Here is a 17357-nt window from a genome sequence, read left to right as displayed (position 1 = left end):
CAATGAGCCTCCATGGAAAAACGAGTTCTTTTCAAGTCGACCTGGCTGCCGTGGGTGCTTATTGCGCCGCAAATGGCGATCATTCTGGTTTTCTTTTTCTGGCCGGCCGGCCAGGCGCTGTACCAGAGTGTGCTGCAGGAAGACGCCTTCGGATCGACCCGGGAATTCGTCGGCCTGGACAACTTCCGCCGCCTTTTCGCCGACCCCGGCTACCTGGAATCGTTCAAGATCACAGCGGTCTTCTCCGCGCTGGTCGCCGTGGGCGGCCTGGCCATTTCGCTGCTGCTGGCCGTGATGGCCAACCGCGTGGTGCGTGCCGCCGGCATCTATAAAACGCTGCTGATCTGGCCTTATGCGGTGGCCCCGGTGGTTGCCGGTGTGTTGTGGTTGATGATGTTCGCCTCCCCCTACGGCGTGATCCGTTACGCGCTGATCGAGATGGGTTTCAACTGGGACCACGTGCTCAACGGCAACCATGCCATGGCGCTGATCGTCATGGCGGCCATCTGGAAACACATCTCGTACAACTTCCTGTTCTTCCTGGCAGGGCTGCAATCAATTCCGCAATCGCTGATCGAAGCCGCCACCATTGACGGCGCCAGCCCTTGGCGGCGCTTCTGGACCATCGTGTGGCCGCTGCTGTCGCCGACCACCTTCTTCCTACTGGTAATCAACGTCGTATATGCCTTCTTCGAGACCTTTGCCATCGTGGACGCAGCCACCAACGGCGGTCCGGGCAAGGACACATCGATCCTCGTCTACAAGGTCTACTACGACGGCTTCAAGGCCATGGACATCAACGGCTCGGCCGCCCAGTCGGTGGTGCTGATGGTGATCGTGATCGCGCTGACCGTGGTGCAGTTCAAGTTCGTCGAGAAGAAGGTGAACTACTGATGTCCCGAGTCCCGCCATGATCCAGCGCAATCCCATCCTCGATTTCTTCTCGCACCTCATCCTCATCATCGGTGTGATCGTGGTGTTCTTTCCGATCTACGTCACTTTCATCGGTTCGACGCAGACCGCCACGCAGATCATGACCAGCAACCCGATCTCGCTGATGCCGGGCAACAACTTCATCGAGAGCTATCGGCTAGCCCTGTTCGGCGGCAAGACAGAAGCCGGCGCGAGCATAGGCGCGGCCGGGCCGATGATGCTGATCAGCCTGGCCAGCGCACTGATCATCGCCATCGGCAAGATCGCCATTTCGCTGCTGTCGGCCTTTGCGATTGTCTACTTCCGCTTTCCCGCCAAGAACCTGGTGTTCTGGATGGTATTTGTCACGTTGATGCTGCCGGTGGAGGTGCGTATCGGGCCAACCTACGAAGTGGTGGCCAGCCTCGGCATGCTCAACACCATGCAGGGTCTGACGGTTCCGCTGATCGCTTCAGCGACGGCCACCTTCCTGTTCCGCCAGTTTTTCCTCACGGTGCCTGACGAACTCGTCGAGGCTGCGCGCATGGACGGTGCCGGCCCGATGCGATTTTTCAAGGACGTGCTGCTGCCCCTGTCCAAAACTTCGATGGCGGCGCTGTTCGTGATCCAGTTCATTTATGGCTGGAACCAATACCTGTGGCCATTGCTGGTGACCACCGACGAACGCATGTACCCCATCGTGATGGGTATCAAACGCCTGATCTTCGGCGAGGTCTACGTCGAGTGGAACGTCGTCATGGCCACGGCCATCCTGGCCATGCTGCCGCCGGCGATTGTTGTCATCCTGATGCAGAAATGGTTCGTCAAGGGTCTTGTGGATACCGAGAAATGACCCTCCCCCGAAGCGCCTTCGGCGCCTCCTCCCAGGGGGCGCCGCCAGCGGCCCGGCAAAGCCGGTTCCGCGGCGTCCGCTTGAATTAAATCCAACGTAGGTTGTCTCAATGGCTTCAATCCAACTCAACAACGTCGTCAAGAAGTACGGCAAGGGCAAGCAGGAGCTGCAGGTGATCCACGGCGTGAGCGCCGACATCGCCGACCGCGAGTTTGTCGTCATCGTCGGGCCCTCAGGCTGCGGCAAGTCCACCCTGCTGCGGATGGTCGCTGGTCTGGAAGAAATTTCCGGCGGCGAGATCTCCATCGGCGGGCGTGTGGTTAACGAGCTGGAACCGGCCGAACGCGACATCGCGATGGTGTTTCAGAACTATGCGCTGTACCCGCACATGAGCGTGTTTGACAACATGGCCTACGGCCTGAAGATCAGGAAGATGCCGATCGCCGAGATCAAGCAGCGCGTTGACAAGGCCGCCGGGATCCTGGAGCTCGGCCACCTGCTGGACCGCAAGCCGCGCCAGCTCTCTGGCGGCCAGCGCCAGCGCGTCGCTATGGGCCGCGCCATCGTGCGCCAGCCGCAGGTTTTTTTGTTCGACGAGCCGCTGTCCAACCTAGACGCCAAGCTGCGCGTGCAGACCCGCCTCGAAATCCAGAAGCTGCACCGCGAGCTTGGCATCACCTCGCTGTTCGTCACGCACGACCAGGTCGAGGCCATGACGCTGGCGCAGCGCATGATCGTCATGAATGCCGGCCGCATGGAGCAGTTCGGCACGCCGGAAGAGGTGTACAACCGCCCTGCCACGACCTTTGTCGCCAGTTTCATGGGTTCGCCACCGATGAACCTGCTCAACCATGCGCCCAATGCCGACTTCGGCGGAAAGCCCGGCACCATTCTCGGCATCCGCCCCGAACACCTGCAGATCGGCGCCAGCGGCTGGGCCGTTCAGGTGGAAACGCTGGAAATGCTGGGCGCCGAGCGCCTGGTGTATTGCCGTTTCGGCGACGAATTCCTGATTGTCCGAACCGATGAAAGCCAGGCCACACCCGGGATCGGCGCAACCATCCACGTTGCGCCGCGGGCGGACCGCTTGCATTGGTTTGACGCCGAAAGCGGAAGGAGATGTTAGCCCCCACGCTTGTCGCTTCGCGTACTGCGCTGCCCCCCGAGGGGGCTGTGCTTGCTTGGGGCGGCCCTGCGCGGCGCACGGCTCTTTTCAAATGAAGGAATGGCCCTACCCGCGCTGGATCGCCCACCGCGGTGCCGGCAAGCTCGCCCCGGAGAACACGCTGGCGGCTTTTCGCGTGGGCGCCGCCCACGGCTTTTGCATGTTCGAGTGTGATGTGAAGCTCAGCGCAGACGGCGTGCCCTTTTTGATGCACGACGCCACCCTCGACCGGACGACCAGCGGCTATGGCACGGGTGGCGAGCAGCCATGGAGCCTGCTGTCGCAGCTGGATGCCGGAAGCTGGCATTCACGCGGCTATGCCGGTGAACCGCTGGCCAGCCTGGAAAATGTCGCGCGTTACTGCCGGCACAACGGCTATTTCCTGAACATCGAGATCAAACCCACCCCGGGCCTGGAAGCCCAAACCGGCACCGCCGTGGCCGACGCTGCCGCGCGGCTCTGGGAGGCCAACGCTGTGCCCCCGCTGTTGACTTCGTTTCAACCCGAGGCACTGGAAGCTGCCAGGGCGGCGCAGCCGCAGCTACCGCGTGGGCTGCTGCTCGACAGCCTGTGGATGGGTTGGCTGGAAACAGCGCTGACCCTCGATTGCACAGCGCTGGTATGCAATCACGCGCTCTGGGACAGCTCCACTGTGCTGCAGGCCAAAAGCGCGGGGTTTCGGACCTTGAGCTACACGGTCAATGACGACTGGGCGGTCCGGCGCCTGCTGAACCTGGGTACGGACGGCATCATCACAGACCGGATTGACCTTTTTTCGCCGGTTGCCGACTAGGGCCTGTTCACACTATTTATACAAGTGCGAACGTGGTGAAAACAGCGCCAATCAAGGCGCGCGACGACACCCAGACCGGGTGTATGGGTTAGGAGTGCAACGCCGAGTGGCGCTGTTTTCACCCCGTTCCCTTCGGGTTGCGGCCAAAAAGGCCATGCGCAGTGTTGCAGAGCCTTGCCGGGCGCCAGCTCGGCTGCGTTTTGCGCCTCGCGCATGACCTTTTTGACTCGCAACGCATCTTGCATAAATAGTGTGAACAGGCCCTAAGCTGCAAACCGTTGCGGCTTGAAGTCCGGCTAAGACTCCGCCACTTCAAACCGCGACCTCAATTCTCCCAGGTTCAACTCGCCGAGCACCTCCCCCAGCCGCACCTGTGCCTGCCGCGTCTTTGCGGCGCTGGACGTGGCCGGCCGGCTGGCAATGATGAGTTCGTTTTTCATCGAATGCTCCCAGCCCACCAGCTCGGTCACCGTCACCTGGTAGCCGTTGGCTTCGAGCTGCAGGCAGCGCAGCACATTGGTGATCTGGCTGCCGAACTCGCGCGTGTGCAGCGGGTGCCGCCAGAGTTCGGCCAGCGGGGTTTTCGACAGGCTCAGCGCCTTGTTTTTGCGCAGCACGCCCGCCACCTCGGCCTGGCAGCAAGGTACCAGCACCATGTGGCGCGCCTGCTTGGCCAAGCCAAAGCTTATTGCGTCGTCAGTGGCGGTGTCGCAGGCATGCAGCGCGGTGACGATGTCCACCTGCGCCGGCAACTCCGCCGAGGCTGTGGCCTGTTGCACCGACAGATTCAGGAACGCCATGTGGGCAAAGCCCAAGCGCTGCGCCAACTCGCGCGACTTGTCCACAAGCTCGGCACGGGTTTCGATGCCGTAAATAATTCCTGCCGGCTTGTCGCCTGCATGCGCCACGTTGAAAAACAGGTCGTACAGGATGAAGCCGAGGTAAGACTTGCCGGCGCCATGGTCGGCCAGCGTGAAGGTCTTTCCGCCCTCGGAGACTTCCTCCAGCAAGGGCGCGATGAACTGGTACAGATGGTAGACCTGCTTGAGCTTGCGCCGCGTGTCCTGGTTGAGTTTGCCCTCGCGCGTCAGGATGTGCAGCTCCTTGAGCAGGGCTATCGACTGGCCCGGTCGGAGCTCCTCGATCACTTGCGGGGGCTGGCCCGGGGAGAATGTGGGGCGCGCAGGCTGGCCGCCGCGAGGGGTGCTGTTTTTGGGCATGAGCCTGAAGTCTAGCGCCGGCGCCATTCACGCAACGGCGAAGGGCAATTATTTACATTGCACACAATTTAATTGTGTGAGTTACAATTAGGTCATGCCAAATAAAACCGATGCCATGCTGAAGCTGGACAACCAGCTCTGTTTTGCGCTGTACTCCACCTCACTGGCCATGACCAAGCTGTACAAGCCGCTGCTTGACGAACTGGGCCTGACCTATCCGCAGTACCTGGCCATGCTGGTGCTGTGGGAGCAGGACGGCCCAATGGTGTCCGAGATCGGCGAGCGCCTTTACCTCGATTCCGGCACGCTGACGCCGCTGCTCAAACGCCTGGAGGCTTCGGGCCTGATCTCGCGCATACGCGCTGTCGAAGACGAGCGCCGTGTCCACATCACCCTGACCGCCGCCGGCCGCAAGCTCAAGACCAAAGCTGCAAAAATCCCCGATTGCATCCTGACTGCTGCGCAGTGCCCCGTGCCCGAACTGATGGCGCTGACCCAGCAAGTGCAGGCCCTGCGTCAGCGGCTGGTCGCCTGACAATTTTCTCCCCCGCTTTTCAACCCGCTTCATCTCGAAGCACTTCTCAAAGGAAATCACCATGACCACCCAACTCGACAAAGTTCTGTACACCGCCAAAGCCCACACCACTGGCGGCCGCGACGGCAAGTCCAAAAGCGACGATGGCAAGCTGGACGTCACACTGAGCTCGCCCGGCACCGCCGGCACCGGCACCAACCCCGAACAACTGTTTGCCGCCGGTTACTCGGCCTGTTTCATCGGCGCGATTAAAGCCGTTGCCGGCATGAAAAAAATCACCCTGCCTGAAGGCCTGAGCATCGACGCCAGCGTCGACCTCGGCAAGATCCCCGCCGGCTACGGCATCGCTGCCCGCCTCGACGTGTCGCTGCCGGGCATGGACCGCGCGGCTGCGCAGGAACTGGTGGACGCTGCGCACCAGGTCTGCCCTTATTCCAACGCGACCCGCGGCAACATCGACGTGACCATTACGCTGAAGTAAAGCCCCCACGCTTGTCGCTTCGCGTACTGAGCTGCCCCCCGAGGGGGCCGTGCTTGCTCGGGGTGGCCCTTCACGGCGCGCATCGCTCACACGCTTTCACTTCGTGTAAAGCGCCCTTCTTGTGAAAGCTGTCGCCAAAGCGGCCCGCCGGTGTTGAGCCGGCGGGCTTTTTCGCTTATGTTGCAGGCTTGAGCCGCCGGGCCGTTCCCAAGGCAACCACCGCAGCCTGCAAGGCGAAGGTTATTTAATGAGCACCACCACCCTCCTCGTCCGCAAAAACCAGCTTGCCGAAACCCGTCTGCACACCGCCGAAACCACCGGGCTGGCCGACGGCCAGGTTCGTATTCACGTCGATTCCTTCGCGCTGACGTCCAACAACATCACCTACGCCGCCTTTGGCGACACGATGAACTATTGGCAATTTTTCCCCACCGGGGAAGAGGGCTGGGGCAGCATCCCGGTCTGGGGCTTCGGCACGGTGCTGCAGTCGCTGCACCCAGGCGTCGCCACCGGTGAAAAAATCTACGGCTACTTCCCGATGGCGTCCGAAGCCGTGCTGAGCCCGGCGCGCCTGGACAGCAGCGGCTTTTACGACGGCGCAGCGCACCGGCGCGAATTGCACCCGGTGTACAACCAGTACCTGCGCTGCAACACCGATCCCTTCTACACGGCATCGACCGAAGCGATCCAGGCGCTGCTGCGGCCGCTGTTCATCACCTCCTTCCTGATCGACGACTTCCTGGCGGACAACGATTTTTTCGGCGCGTCCGGTGGCGCCATGCTGCTGTCCAGCGCGTCGAGCAAGACCGCGTATGGCACCGCCTTCCAGCTGGCGCAGCGGCCTGGCATAGAAGTCATCGGCCTGACCTCGCCGGGCAATGTGGCCTTCTGCGAAAGCCTGGGTTGCTACAGCCGGGTGCTGACCTACAACCAGCTTGAGAAAATCGCCTTTGAGCGCGCCTGCATCTATATCGACTTCGCCGGCAACGCAAAACTTCGCCACGCCATCCACAGCCGCTTTGCCAACCTGAAATACAGCTGCGCAATTGGCGGAACCCACGTCACAGAACTCGGCGGTGGCAAGGACCTGCCCGGCCCGCGCGCCACCCTGTTTTTTGCGCCTGCTCAAATCAAGAAGCGCAGCACGGACTGGGGCAAAGAGGGGCTGGGCCAGCGTTTGGTGCAGGCCTGGCAGGCCTTCAGTTCGCGCGTCAGCCAAGGGCCAAGGCCCTGGCTGCTTTTGCAGCAACACCAGGGCGAGCCCGCCGTGGCTGCTGCTTACCAGCAGGTGCTAGGCGGCCAGGGCGACCCGCGAACCGGGCACATCCTGGCGTTCTGACAGCAACCGGAGCAGCTATGATTTTTATAGCTGCTTGCGCTTGCCAGATATGGGCAGGAGGCATATTCTTTTTATCAACAAGGCCGTAGGCGGAAACAACGACAATCAGGGCATGATTGACGAGCCTCTGACCGACCTGCCCCCGACCGCCATGCCGCCCCAGGCGCTACACGCCTACGAAAAGCTCACACCTGACGTGGTGCTCGATGCGTTGGCCAGCGTGGGCCTACTCGGCGACGGCCGCCTGATGGCGCTGTCGAGTTATGAAAACCGGGTCTACCAGGTTCACCTCGAAACGCCGGCAGGGGTTGGCGCAACCGCCAGCGACATCGTGGTCGTCAAGTTTTACCGGCCGGGACGCTGGAGCGACCTGCAGATTGTTGAAGAACATCGCTTTGCGGCCGAACTGATGGCCGCCGAAATTCCGGTGGTCGGCGCGCTGGTCATCAACGGTCGCACCTTGCACCACTTTAACGGTTTCAGCTTCAGTGTCTCGCCACGCCGCGGCGGCCGCCGGCCCGAACTCGAGGATTTCAGCGTGCTCGAATGGATAGGCCGCTTTCTCGCGCGCATTCACACCGTCGGTGGCGCACAGCCCTTCCAGCACCGGCCGGCACTTGACCTGCAAACCTTCGGCCACGCCAGCCGGGAACTGCTGCTGGCCGGCAACTATCTCCCACTGGACATGGCGTCGCGCTGGCTCAAGGCTTTCGAGAAAGCCATGGATGTGGCACAAGCGGTGTTTGAAAGCGTCGGCGACATCCGCACCTTGCGCCTGCACGGCGACTGTCATCCGGGCAACATCCTGTGGACCCCGGAAGGCGTCGAAGGTGCGGGTCCGCATTTTGTCGATCTTGACGACGCGCGCAGCGGCCCGGCGGTGCAGGATTTGTGGATGCTGCTGTCGGGCGAACGCGCGCAGTGCCTGCAACAACTGGGCGCGCTGGTGGACGGTTACGAGGAGTTCCGCGAATTCCCCAGAAGCGAGCTGGCCCTGATAGAGCCTCTGCGCACCCTGCGGCTGGTGCATTACAGCGCCTGGCTGGCTCAGCGCTGGCACGACCCGATCTTCCCGATCAACTTTCCGTGGTTCGGTTCCAGCGACTACTGGAAAGGCCAGGTCGACATGCTGGAAGAGCAAACCGAAGCCATGCAGGAAGCGCCGCTGGTCGCCTGAGCTTCGCAAATTTTCCGCCGGGCCGCCTCAAGGAAAATCAGGCACTACGGGAGAGCAAGTTCCGCAGGGTGCACGAACGTGGGAGCAGGCTACTTAACCGGATTTTCCAGCGTGCCGATGCCATCGATCTCGACCCGCACCACATCGCCGGACTTCAGGTATTTGGGCGGCTTGAAGCCGATGCCGACACCAACCGGTGTGCCAGTGGCGATGATGTCGCCGGGGTAAAGGGTGATGCCGGCCGACAGGGTTTCTATCAATTTCGGGATGTCGAAGATCAGGTCGGTGGTGGAGGCGTTCTGGCGCTCTTCGCCGTTGACGTAACAACGCACGCTTGTTTTGGTGCCGTCACATTCGTCGGCGCTGACCAGCCACGGGCCCATCGGACAGAAAGTATCAAAGGACTTGCCCAGCAGCCACTGCTTGTGGCGGCTCTGCCAGTCGCGCGCGGTAACGTCGTTGATGATGGTGTAACCCCAGACATGGGCCATCGCGTCTTTGGCCGCGATGCCTTTGCCGCCGCGTCCGATGATGACCGTCAGCTCGGCTTCGTAGTCGATGGCGTCCGATGCTACGGGCATCTCGATGGCGGCGCCGGGGCCGACCACCGACTCGGGCACCTTGGTGAAATAAATCGGGTCTGCGGGAATGTCTTCACCGGCCTTGGCGCTACTGTCAAAACCGCTGCCGGCGAACTCGCGCGCATGTGCGAAGTAATTCTTGCCGACGCAGAAAATGTTGCGACGTGGTTTGGGAATGGGCGCGATGATTTGCACGTCGCCGAGAGCGACCGTCGCCAGCAGGGCCGGCAAAGCCTCGCCGCGCGCCAGCATCTCGATCACCGGCAAGGCACCCAGTTCGCGCTGCGCTTGGGATAGATCGAAAGGTTGCACACTCTGGAGATCAGGGGACACCAGGCCCACTCCGGGCTGGCTGTTTTGGCGGAAGGCAACAATTTTCATGCGTCGGCTTTCATGTCTCGATGCCCGGCTGGTCGCATGGGCAGCAGTGATGGATTAGGGATTGCGATGACCCCGAAAATTCAAGTCGATGTTAGCATGCAAACCATAGGCAAACACATTGACTTGCCCCCCCCTACACCCCACCAACGACAAGGAGACACAACCATGAAACGCAGATCCGTCCTGCTCGCCAGTTTGCTGCTGTCCAGTGCCACTCTGGTAGCCGCGCAAAACGCCTGGCCGACCCGAGCCATCACCATGATCGTGCCCTTTCCGCCGGGCGGCCTGGCCGACCTGGTGGCGCGCCCGGTGGCCGAGGCCATGTCGCGCGAGCTGGGCCAGCCCGTGGTGATCGAGAACAAGGCTGGCGCCGGCGGCGGTATCGGCATGGGCCTGACCGCCAAGGCCAAGCCCGATGGCTACACCGTGGTGCTGGCGCTTTCCTCACTGACAGTGATTCCCGAGGCTGATGCCGTATTGGGGCGCGCGCCCATGTTTGCGCTGAACGACCTGCGTCCGATTGCGCGTTTCACCGCCGATCCGACCGTGCTGGCCGTGCGCGCCGATTCGCCATGGAAAACCGTGAAGGATTTTGTCGAGGACGCGAAGAAGCGCCCCGGCGCCATCAACTACGGCTCCTCGGGCAACTACGGCACCATGCACGTGCCTATGGAAATCCTGTCGCAAAACGCCGGCATCAAGATGACGCATGTGCCCTTCACCGGCGCAGGTCCGGCCGTGGTGGCGCTGCTGGGCGGGCAGATTGATGCAGTGTCCTCGGGCCCCGCCACCGTGCTGCAGCATGTCAAGGCCGGCAAGATCCGGGTGCTGGGCCATTGGGGCACCACCCAACTCGGCGCCCTGCCCGATGCTCCGAGCCTGAAAGACGCCGGCTACATCGCCGAATACGCCCAGTGGTCGGGTCTGTTCATTCCGCGCGACACGCCCGAGCCGGTGGCGCAACGGCTGCGCGCCGCCGCCAAAGCCGCTGCCCAGGACGCCAAGGTCAGGGAAGTCATCCTCAACGCGGGCAGTCCGGTGCTGTACCAGGACTCGCCTGATTTTGAAAAATACGTGCAGGCCGATTCGCGGCGCATGATAGAGGTCGTCAAACGCATCGGAAAAGTAGAATAAAAAATCGGAGCCTGCGGGCCCGGTTCATTGGAGACAGTCATGGGTTTCAAACATGTGATCGCGCTGGGGCTGGTGATGGCCGCCTCGGCGTTGAGCGTGCCTGCCGTTGCGCAGGTGTATCCGGCCAAGCCGGTCAAAATCATCGTGCCTTTTGCCGCAGGCGGCCCGGCCGACAATTACGCACGTTTCATCGCGCAACGCCTGCAGGATACGCTGGGCCAGTCCTTTGTGGTGGACAACCGGCCGGGGGGCGGTTCCATCATAGGCACCGACATGGCGGCCAAATCGGCGCCCGACGGCTACACCCTTTTGATGATGTCGAACACGCACACCGTCAACGAAACACTGATTCCGACCAAGCCCTTCCAGCTGATGCGCGACTTTGTGGCCGTGGCGCCCGTCAACTATTCAGACCTGGTGCTGGTGGCGCATCCGGGGCTGCCGGCCAACAACCTCAAGGAGCTGCTGCAGCAGGCCAAGGCCAAACCCGGCAAATTCAACTACGCCTCGTCTGGCCCGGGCACGCCCTATCACATGGCCGGCGAGCTGTTCAAGAGCATGGCCGGCGTCTACCTGGTGCACATTCCCTACCGCGGCAGCTCGGGCGCGCGCACCGACGTCATCGGCGGGCAGGTCGATGTGATGTTCGACGCCGTCACTACCATGGCTGAACAGATCAAGGCCGGCAAGGTCAAGGCGCTGGCGACCACGGGCCGCGCCCGCTCCGACGTGCTGCCCGACGTACCCACAGTGAACGAAGCCGGCGTGCCCGGCTACGAAGCGACCATCTGGCTGGGCCTGATGGCACCGCGCGGCACGCCAAAGGCCGTGGTCGACAAGCTCAATGAAGCCGTGTCAAAAATAGCCAGCCAGCCCGAGGTGAAACAACTTTGGTCCAAACAGGGCGCCACGCCGATGGTGATGACGCCTGAAGCCTTTGACAAATACGCACGTGATGACATCGCCAAATGGTCACGCGTCATCAAGACCGCTGGCATCAAGGCCGACTGAAAGTTCCAAAACCCATGACATCTCTTCATTTGCTCAGCGGCGGCGCCGCCAAAGGCCTGGTCACCGCCGTGCAGGACCGTTTTGCTGAACAGACCGGCATGGCCATTGAAGGCCAGTTCGACGCCGTCGGCAAAATGAAGGACCAGTTGCTCGCCGGCGCACCGTGCGACGTCGTCATCCTGACCAGCGCGCTGATCACGCAACTGACTGAAAGCTGCGATGTGGCATCGGGCAGCGCGCGCCCGCTGGGCCTGGTCAAGACCGGCATCGCCCTGAAAGACGGCGCGCCCATCCCGCCGCTGGCAACGGTGGCAGAGCTCAGGCAGGCCCTGCTGGCGGCCGGCGCCATTTATTTTCCCGACCCGGAAAAAGCCACGGCCGGCATTCATTTCATGAAGGTGATGCACCTGCTCGGCGTCGATACCGAAATGGCCGGGCGGCTGCACCCGCACCCCAACGGCGCGGCTGCGATGCATGCGTTGGCGCAATCCAGCGAGCCCAAGGCCATCGGCTGCACCCAGGCCACCGAAATCATCTTTGCACCGGGGGTGCAACTGGCCGCCAGCCTGCCGACGGAGTTTGAGCTGGCGACGGTTTACACCGCTGCGGTCAGCAGCCGCGCAGAGCAGCCGCGTGCCGCTGCCGCACTGATAGCACTGCTCACCAGCGAAGAAGCCGCCGGGCTTCGCAGCGCCGGCGGCTTCGAGCCGCTTCCGGAGTGAGGCTCGGGCCTTACAGCAGCAAGGCGTTGACCCGCTTCACATAAGCAGCCGGGTCGTCCGGCAAACCGCCCTCGGCCAGCAGGGCCTGGTCAAACAGGATGTGGGCCAGGTCGTCGAAATGTTCGCTGCCTTCGAGCTTTTTCACCAACGGGTGCTGGGCATTGATCTCCAGAATCGGCTTGACCTCGGGTGCGGCCTGGCCGGCCTGCTTGAGCATGCGCGCCAGCTGCGTGGACATGTCGCCGTCCTGCACCACCAGACAGGCCGGTGAATCGACCAGACGCGTGGTGGCGCGCACGTCGGTCGCCTTGTCCTTGAGTGTTTCCTTCAGCCGGTCCAACATGGGCTTGAACTGGGTTTGCGCTTCTTCGGCGGCCTTCTTTTCGTCCTCGTCCTGCAGCTTGCCGAGGTCCACAGCGCCCTTGGCCACCGACTGCAGCGGCGTGCCGTCAAACTCGTGCAGGTAGTTCAGCGCCCATTCATCAACCCGGTCGGTCATGAGCAGCACTTCGATGCCCTTTTTGCGGAAGATCTCGAGCTGCGGGCTGTTCTTGCCGGCCGCCTGGGTGTCGGCAGTGATGTAATAAATCGCGTCCTGCCCTTCTTTCATGCGCGCCTTGTAGTCGGCAAAACCCACGCTGGTGGTGTCGGTGGTCGAACTGGCAAAACGCAGCAGTTTGGCTAGACGCTCGCGGTTGGCAAAATCTTCGCCCAGGCCTTCTTTCAGCACCGCGCCGAACTCGGCATAGAAGGCCGAAAATTTTTCCGGCTCGTTGGCGGCCAGGTCCTCGATCATGGACAAGATGCGCTTGGTGCAACCTTCACGAATCGCCTTGACCGCGCGGCTTTCCTGCAGCAACTCGCGCGACACATTGAGCGGCAGGTCCGACGAATCGACCACACCTTTGACAAAACGCAGGTAGGTGGGCAGCAAGGCCTGGGCGTCGTCCATGATGAAAACGCGCTTGACGTAGAGCTTGATACCAGCGGCCTTGTCGCGATTGAACAAGTCCATGGGCGCCTTGGCCGGGATATAGAGCAGCTGCGTGTATTCGGTCGATCCTTCGACACGGTTGTGGGTGCTGGCCAGGGGTGGCTGGCTGTCGTAGCTGATCTGCTTGTAGAACTCATCGTACTGTTCGGGCGTGATGTCCTTCTTGGCGCGTGTCCACAGTGCAGCGGCCTGGTTCACGGTTTCCCACTCGTCGGTGGTGGCCATCTCGCCGGGCTGATCATTCTCACCTTCTTTCCACGCCTCCTTCTTCATCAGGATGGGCAGGGAGATGTGGTCGGAGTATTTGCTGATGATGCTTTTGAGCTTCCAGGTGTTCAGGTACTCGGCGGCATCGTCCTTGAGGTGCAGGATGACGCTGGTGCCGCGCTCGGCGCGCTCCATCGTCTCGACCTCGAAGTCGCCGGTGCCGGCGCTGCTCCAGCGCACGCCTTCGGCAAGCGTCAGCCCCGCGCGGCGGCTTTCGACGGTGATCTTGTCGGCAACAATGAAGCCCGAATAAAAACCGACGCCGAACTGGCCGATCAGCTGCGCATCGTTTTTCTGGTCGCCCGAGAGTTTGGACATGAAGTCACGTGTGCCGCTTTTGGCAATCGTGCCCAGATGCTCCACCGCGTCCTGCTGCGTCAGGCCGATTCCCTTGTCGGTGATGGTGATGGTTTTGGCGGCCTTGTCAAAGCTCACGCGCACATCGAGGTCAGGCGTATCTTCGTACAGTTCCGGACTGTTCAGGCCCTCAAAACGCAGCTTGTCGCAGGCGTCGGAAGCGTTGGAGACCAGTTCGCGCAGGAAGATATCGGGGTTGGAATACAGGGAGTGGGTGACCAGCTTCAATAGCTGGGCGACTTCCGCCTGAAAGGAAAGGGTTTGCTTGCTCATGGTGATTGTTCTTGAAATGAAGAAAGGAAAAAACGGCCGCTTTAGGAACTGAGGGCGGGGGCGGATATTTCAAGCACCGATTATCGCGGGTCAGCGGCGTGGCCCCGACTCCGCCCCGCCATGAAAAAACCCGCCCAGGCTGCCCTGGGCGGGTTTTCGCGTCACGCTGCCGGGCAGCGCAGGCGCTTAAGCCATTTAAGCGCGGCCGGGGGCGAAACTGAAGGCGCTCTGCATACGTGCTTGCACAGCCTCGGCACGCACATCAGCTCGGTTACGCTCGCTGGCTGCGGGTGTGGCAGCCAGGACGCGTCCACCATCGACCTGGGAGCTGGCAGTGACGGGGCCGACACGTGTGGCCAGCGCGTCAGCATGAACAGCGGCACGCGAAGTGGCGCTGACGGTATTGAAGGAGGGCGTGTCAACGCCACCATCGGCGCCGGCTGCAAAGGCACTGACAGAAGCGAAGCTGGCGGCAGCGAACAGGGCGGAGGCGATAAATTTCGTGTTCATGATTGAGAATCCTTTTCTAAAGTTGATAAACATTTCCGGGCAGGGCGGGCATCCCGTCTGTCCAGCCTCGCTGAGTCGTTTATGTGTCGCGGCTCACCGATGACTCAACTTTAAGTGGCTCAAATTAGCCGATCATGAGCGAAGTCTTAGCTGACAATGAGCATGACGCTCACAGCGTTTCGACGCGCGCAATCAGCCCGCTGCGATCGTCGCGGTTGCGCAGCGTGATGCGCATGCCGCAACGCTGCGCCGCCGATTGCGCAATTGCCAGCCCCAGCCCGCTGCCGCGCACATCCGTTCCAGGCACGCGGAAAAAGCGGTCGAAAACGCGGCCGAGCAGCTCCTGGGGGATGCCTGCGCCAGTGTCGGCGACTTCGATGGCGAGTTTGCCCTGGGTGCGCATCACGCGCACATCAACCACCCCACCTTCGGGCGAATAACGCAAGGCGTTTTCAATCATGTTGTCGACCACACTGCGCAAGTCCCCACTGACGCAGGTCAACATTGCGGCATCTATGGGTCCGCCCGATGCTTCCAGGCCCAGATCAATGCCCCGCTGGTCGGCCAGCGTGATCAGTGCATTGATGCTTTCACGCAGAACCTCGTTCACATTGACCGGGCGCGGCGCAGCTTCAGCACCCACCGCCTCTTGGCGCGACAGCCGCAGCAACTGGTCCACCAGCCGCTGGGCGCGCTGAACGCCGGCTTCAAGCTGGGCAAAGCGCTGCGCTGGTGCGCCGGGCGCGAAGTCACCGCGCAGGTTCTCAAGTTGCAGGCTCACCGCCGTGATCGGTGTGCGCAGTTCATGCGCGGCATCCTGAACAAAACGGCGCTGCGTGGCAAAAGCATCGCGCAGCCGCGTCAGCAGGCTGTTAAATGAGATGACCAGCGGCGCAATTTCTTTGGGCACACGGTCCAGCGGCAGCTCGGCAATGCTGTGTTCGTCCTGCGCTGCGGCCTGCCGCGCAATGTCGCCGATGGCGCGTGACATCATGGCGGCCACACACCAGAGGATAAAAACCGACAGCGGCAGCAGGATGATCACGGGGGCGATGGCAAGCCCTGCGCGCTCGGCGGCCAGATGGCGGCGAAAATCCCCGCTTTGCAGCACCTGAACGCGGCGCGCACCCGAGGCCTCGCTGGCTGCGGTGGTGTACACGCGCCAGGGCGTGCCGCCCGCGCTGACATCCTGCAAGCCGCTGCCTTCCTGCAGGCGCGCGGGCAACTCGGCCCATGAATTCGAGCGCGGGCTGCCGTCCGCATCAAAGACCTGCACCACATAGCTGCCCCATTTGTGCACGCCCTCCCGTGTCAGCGGCGCCAGGGCCAGGTCCTGCTTCTGCACAACCATGGACTCGGCGAGCAGTTCCATCTGGTTGTCCATGAAGGTGCTGACCATCCGGTTGTAGCTCCAGTAGGCAAAACCTGCCGATGCTGCGCCTACTCCCAGGAAAACCGGCAGCAGCCACAGCAGCAGCGCGCGGCGCAGCGAGCACAGGCGGCCCGCAGGAAAAACGTGAATCATCATGTGCCGTCTCCGGTGGAAGATGCAGGTGTGCCTACAGGCGCCGTGGCGGTGATGCGCCAACCCAGGCCGCGCACATTGCGGATCACGTCGGCGCCGAGCTTCTTGCGCATGCCGTGGATCAGCACGTCCACGGCATTGCTCATGACTTCTTCGCCCCAGCCGTAAATGCGGTTTTCAAGCTGGTCGCGCGACAGGATGGCGCCCGGCCGCTCAAGCAAAGCGTGAAGCAGCGCATATTCGCGCGCGGACAGCGCCGAAGGCTCGCCGTTGACCAGCACCTCGCGCGTGGTCAGGTCCAGTTTGACCACGTCGTTGCCAATCACCGAATGGGCGCTGCCGTCGCGGCGCCGGATCACCGCGCGCATGCGCGCCAGCAGCTCGCGGAATTCATAGGGCTTGACCAGGTAGTCATCGGCCCCCACGTCCAGTCCGCCGATGCGGTCTTCAACGCCGTCACGCGCGGTGAGCATCAACACCGGCGTGGCGTCACCGCGCGCACGGGCCTGGCGCAACACCTCGACGCCGTCGCGCTTGGGCAAACCCAGATCCAGCAGCATGCAGGCATAGTTGCCGTCGGCCAGTGCGCTCTGGGCCAGCAGGCCGTCGCGCACCCAGTCCACCGACCATCCGTTGGTCTCCAGCGCCTGCTGCAGGCTGCGGCCTATCATGTCGTCGTCTTCCACCAGCAGCACCCGCATCATGTCCCCCTTTGCGGCGCCGACAGACCTTCCCAACGCGCCTGTTGCCTGGCCGAGCGCAGCAGCAAAAATCCGACCAGCAGCAAGGCAGCCAGCCCGGCCAGGTTCAAATACAGGACGGTCGTGGCGCTGAAACCAGGCATGGCCAGCGCACTGGCAACAAAACCCGCTTGGCTGAGCAAACCGACCGCAACCACGGCCGGCCGAATCGGCCGAAACAGCGCCGCACCCAGCAAGGCCACACCCAGCAAGGCAATCAGGACCTGATGGTGAAGCAGCAGCACGCCATCGGCTGACGGAAGCACCTGCAGCACAAACAGCGCGATCACAGCGGCGGCAAAAAGAATGGCTCGTGCCACATGTTCAGAAAAGGTGTCCATGGCTTGACGCAATAAAAGAGTTGAAACGGTATCTTCACCGGCCTGA

The 17357-nt window shown here is 62.3% G+C and carries 18 protein-coding genes; 11 read left to right on the top strand and 7 right to left on the bottom strand.

Annotated elements, in window-relative coordinates:
* The first annotated feature begins 12 nt into the window (after positions 1-12).
* From ugpA to ugpQ, 4 genes are all read left to right on the top strand, one after another.
* The gene (ugpA, locus tag IEX16_RS06875; RefSeq protein ID WP_188707620.1) at positions 13-894 is read left to right on the top strand and encodes a sn-glycerol-3-phosphate ABC transporter permease UgpA; all 882 of its coding nucleotides are present in this window, start codon (positions 13-15) and stop codon (positions 892-894) included.
* A 16-nt stretch (positions 895-910) separates the two neighbouring features.
* Positions 911-1765, top strand: a complete 855-nt coding sequence (gene ugpE / locus IEX16_RS06870) for a sn-glycerol-3-phosphate ABC transporter permease UgpE (protein WP_188707619.1) — start codon at positions 911-913, stop codon at positions 1763-1765.
* Between the two features lie 109 nt (positions 1766-1874).
* On the top strand, positions 1875-2891 hold the full coding sequence (locus IEX16_RS06865) for a sn-glycerol-3-phosphate import ATP-binding protein UgpC (RefSeq protein WP_188707618.1): 1017 nt from the start codon (positions 1875-1877) through the stop codon (positions 2889-2891).
* Between the two features lie 91 nt (positions 2892-2982).
* Entirely contained in the window at positions 2983-3723 is a 741-nt protein-coding gene (gene ugpQ / locus IEX16_RS06860) for a glycerophosphodiester phosphodiesterase (protein ID WP_188707617.1), read from the top strand.
* A 296-nt stretch (positions 3724-4019) separates the two neighbouring features.
* Here ugpQ and IEX16_RS06855 read toward each other — a convergent pair whose 3' ends face one another.
* Entirely contained in the window at positions 4020-4943 is a 924-nt protein-coding gene (locus IEX16_RS06855) for a class I SAM-dependent methyltransferase (RefSeq protein ID WP_188707616.1), read from the bottom strand.
* 94 nt (positions 4944-5037) lie between these two features.
* Here IEX16_RS06855 and IEX16_RS06850 point away from each other — a divergent pair, with 94 nt between their 5' ends.
* The 4 genes from IEX16_RS06850 to IEX16_RS06835 all read left to right on the top strand — a co-directional run bounded on the left by IEX16_RS06850 (position 5038) and on the right by IEX16_RS06835 (position 8475).
* The gene (locus IEX16_RS06850; protein WP_188707615.1) at positions 5038-5478 is read left to right on the top strand and encodes a MarR family winged helix-turn-helix transcriptional regulator; all 441 of its coding nucleotides are present in this window, start codon (positions 5038-5040) and stop codon (positions 5476-5478) included.
* Positions 5479-5539: 61 nt separating this feature from the next.
* Positions 5540-5959 (top strand): organic hydroperoxide resistance protein, encoded by a 420-nt coding sequence (locus tag IEX16_RS06845; protein WP_188707614.1) that lies wholly within the window; start codon positions 5540-5542, stop codon positions 5957-5959.
* 247 nt (positions 5960-6206) lie between these two features.
* A complete protein-coding gene (locus IEX16_RS06840) occupies positions 6207-7298 on the top strand; it encodes a DUF2855 family protein (RefSeq protein WP_188707613.1) in 1092 nt (363 codons plus the stop codon).
* 112 nt (positions 7299-7410) lie between these two features.
* On the top strand, positions 7411-8475 hold the full coding sequence (locus IEX16_RS06835; protein WP_229676229.1) for a serine/threonine protein kinase: 1065 nt from the start codon (positions 7411-7413) through the stop codon (positions 8473-8475).
* Between the two features lie 89 nt (positions 8476-8564).
* Here the strand turns inward: IEX16_RS06835 and IEX16_RS06830 are convergent, their stop codons facing one another.
* Positions 8565-9437: a fumarylacetoacetate hydrolase family protein gene (locus tag IEX16_RS06830; RefSeq protein WP_188707612.1), complete on the bottom strand. Its 873-nt coding sequence runs from the start codon at positions 9435-9437 to the stop codon at positions 8565-8567.
* Between the two features lie 165 nt (positions 9438-9602).
* Here IEX16_RS06830 and IEX16_RS06825 point away from each other — a divergent pair, with 165 nt between their 5' ends.
* Genes IEX16_RS06825 through IEX16_RS06815 form a run of 3 tightly spaced genes read left to right on the top strand, consistent with a single transcriptional unit; the run spans position 9603 to position 12304 of the window.
* On the top strand, positions 9603-10571 hold the full coding sequence (locus tag IEX16_RS06825) for a tripartite tricarboxylate transporter substrate binding protein (protein ID WP_188707611.1): 969 nt from the start codon (positions 9603-9605) through the stop codon (positions 10569-10571).
* Positions 10572-10610: 39 nt separating this feature from the next.
* On the top strand, positions 10611-11582 hold the full coding sequence (locus IEX16_RS06820; RefSeq protein ID WP_188707610.1) for a tripartite tricarboxylate transporter substrate binding protein: 972 nt from the start codon (positions 10611-10613) through the stop codon (positions 11580-11582).
* 14 nt (positions 11583-11596) lie between these two features.
* Positions 11597-12304: a molybdate ABC transporter substrate-binding protein gene (locus tag IEX16_RS06815; protein WP_188707609.1), complete on the top strand. Its 708-nt coding sequence runs from the start codon at positions 11597-11599 to the stop codon at positions 12302-12304.
* A 10-nt stretch (positions 12305-12314) separates the two neighbouring features.
* Here the strand turns inward: IEX16_RS06815 and htpG are convergent, their stop codons facing one another.
* The 5 genes from htpG to IEX16_RS06790 all read right to left on the bottom strand — a co-directional run bounded on the left by htpG (position 12315) and on the right by IEX16_RS06790 (position 17311).
* Positions 12315-14195, bottom strand: coding sequence for a molecular chaperone HtpG (htpG, locus tag IEX16_RS06810; protein WP_188707608.1), 1881 nt, complete (start codon positions 14193-14195; stop codon positions 12315-12317).
* A gap of 195 nt (positions 14196-14390) precedes the next feature.
* Complete coding sequence (locus IEX16_RS06805) at positions 14391-14705, bottom strand: hypothetical protein (RefSeq protein WP_188707607.1); 315 nt, start codon at positions 14703-14705, stop codon at positions 14391-14393.
* Between the two features lie 169 nt (positions 14706-14874).
* Positions 14875-16233 (bottom strand): ATP-binding protein, encoded by a 1359-nt coding sequence (locus tag IEX16_RS06800; RefSeq protein WP_188707606.1) that lies wholly within the window; start codon positions 16231-16233, stop codon positions 14875-14877.
* Positions 16230-16931, bottom strand: coding sequence for a response regulator (locus IEX16_RS06795; protein WP_188707861.1), 702 nt, complete (start codon positions 16929-16931; stop codon positions 16230-16232). The genes IEX16_RS06800 and IEX16_RS06795 overlap by 4 nt, the downstream gene beginning before the upstream one ends.
* Entirely contained in the window at positions 16931-17311 is a 381-nt protein-coding gene (locus IEX16_RS06790) for a hypothetical protein (RefSeq protein ID WP_188707605.1), read from the bottom strand. The genes IEX16_RS06795 and IEX16_RS06790 overlap by 1 nt, the downstream gene beginning before the upstream one ends.
* Between the last annotated feature and the right edge of the window lie 46 nt (positions 17312-17357).

This window comes from Polaromonas eurypsychrophila, assembly GCF_014641715.1.
Taxonomy (GTDB): Bacteria; Pseudomonadota; Gammaproteobacteria; order Burkholderiales; family Burkholderiaceae_C; genus Polaromonas; species Polaromonas eurypsychrophila.
This window is presented reverse-complemented; position numbering and strand designations above follow the sequence as displayed.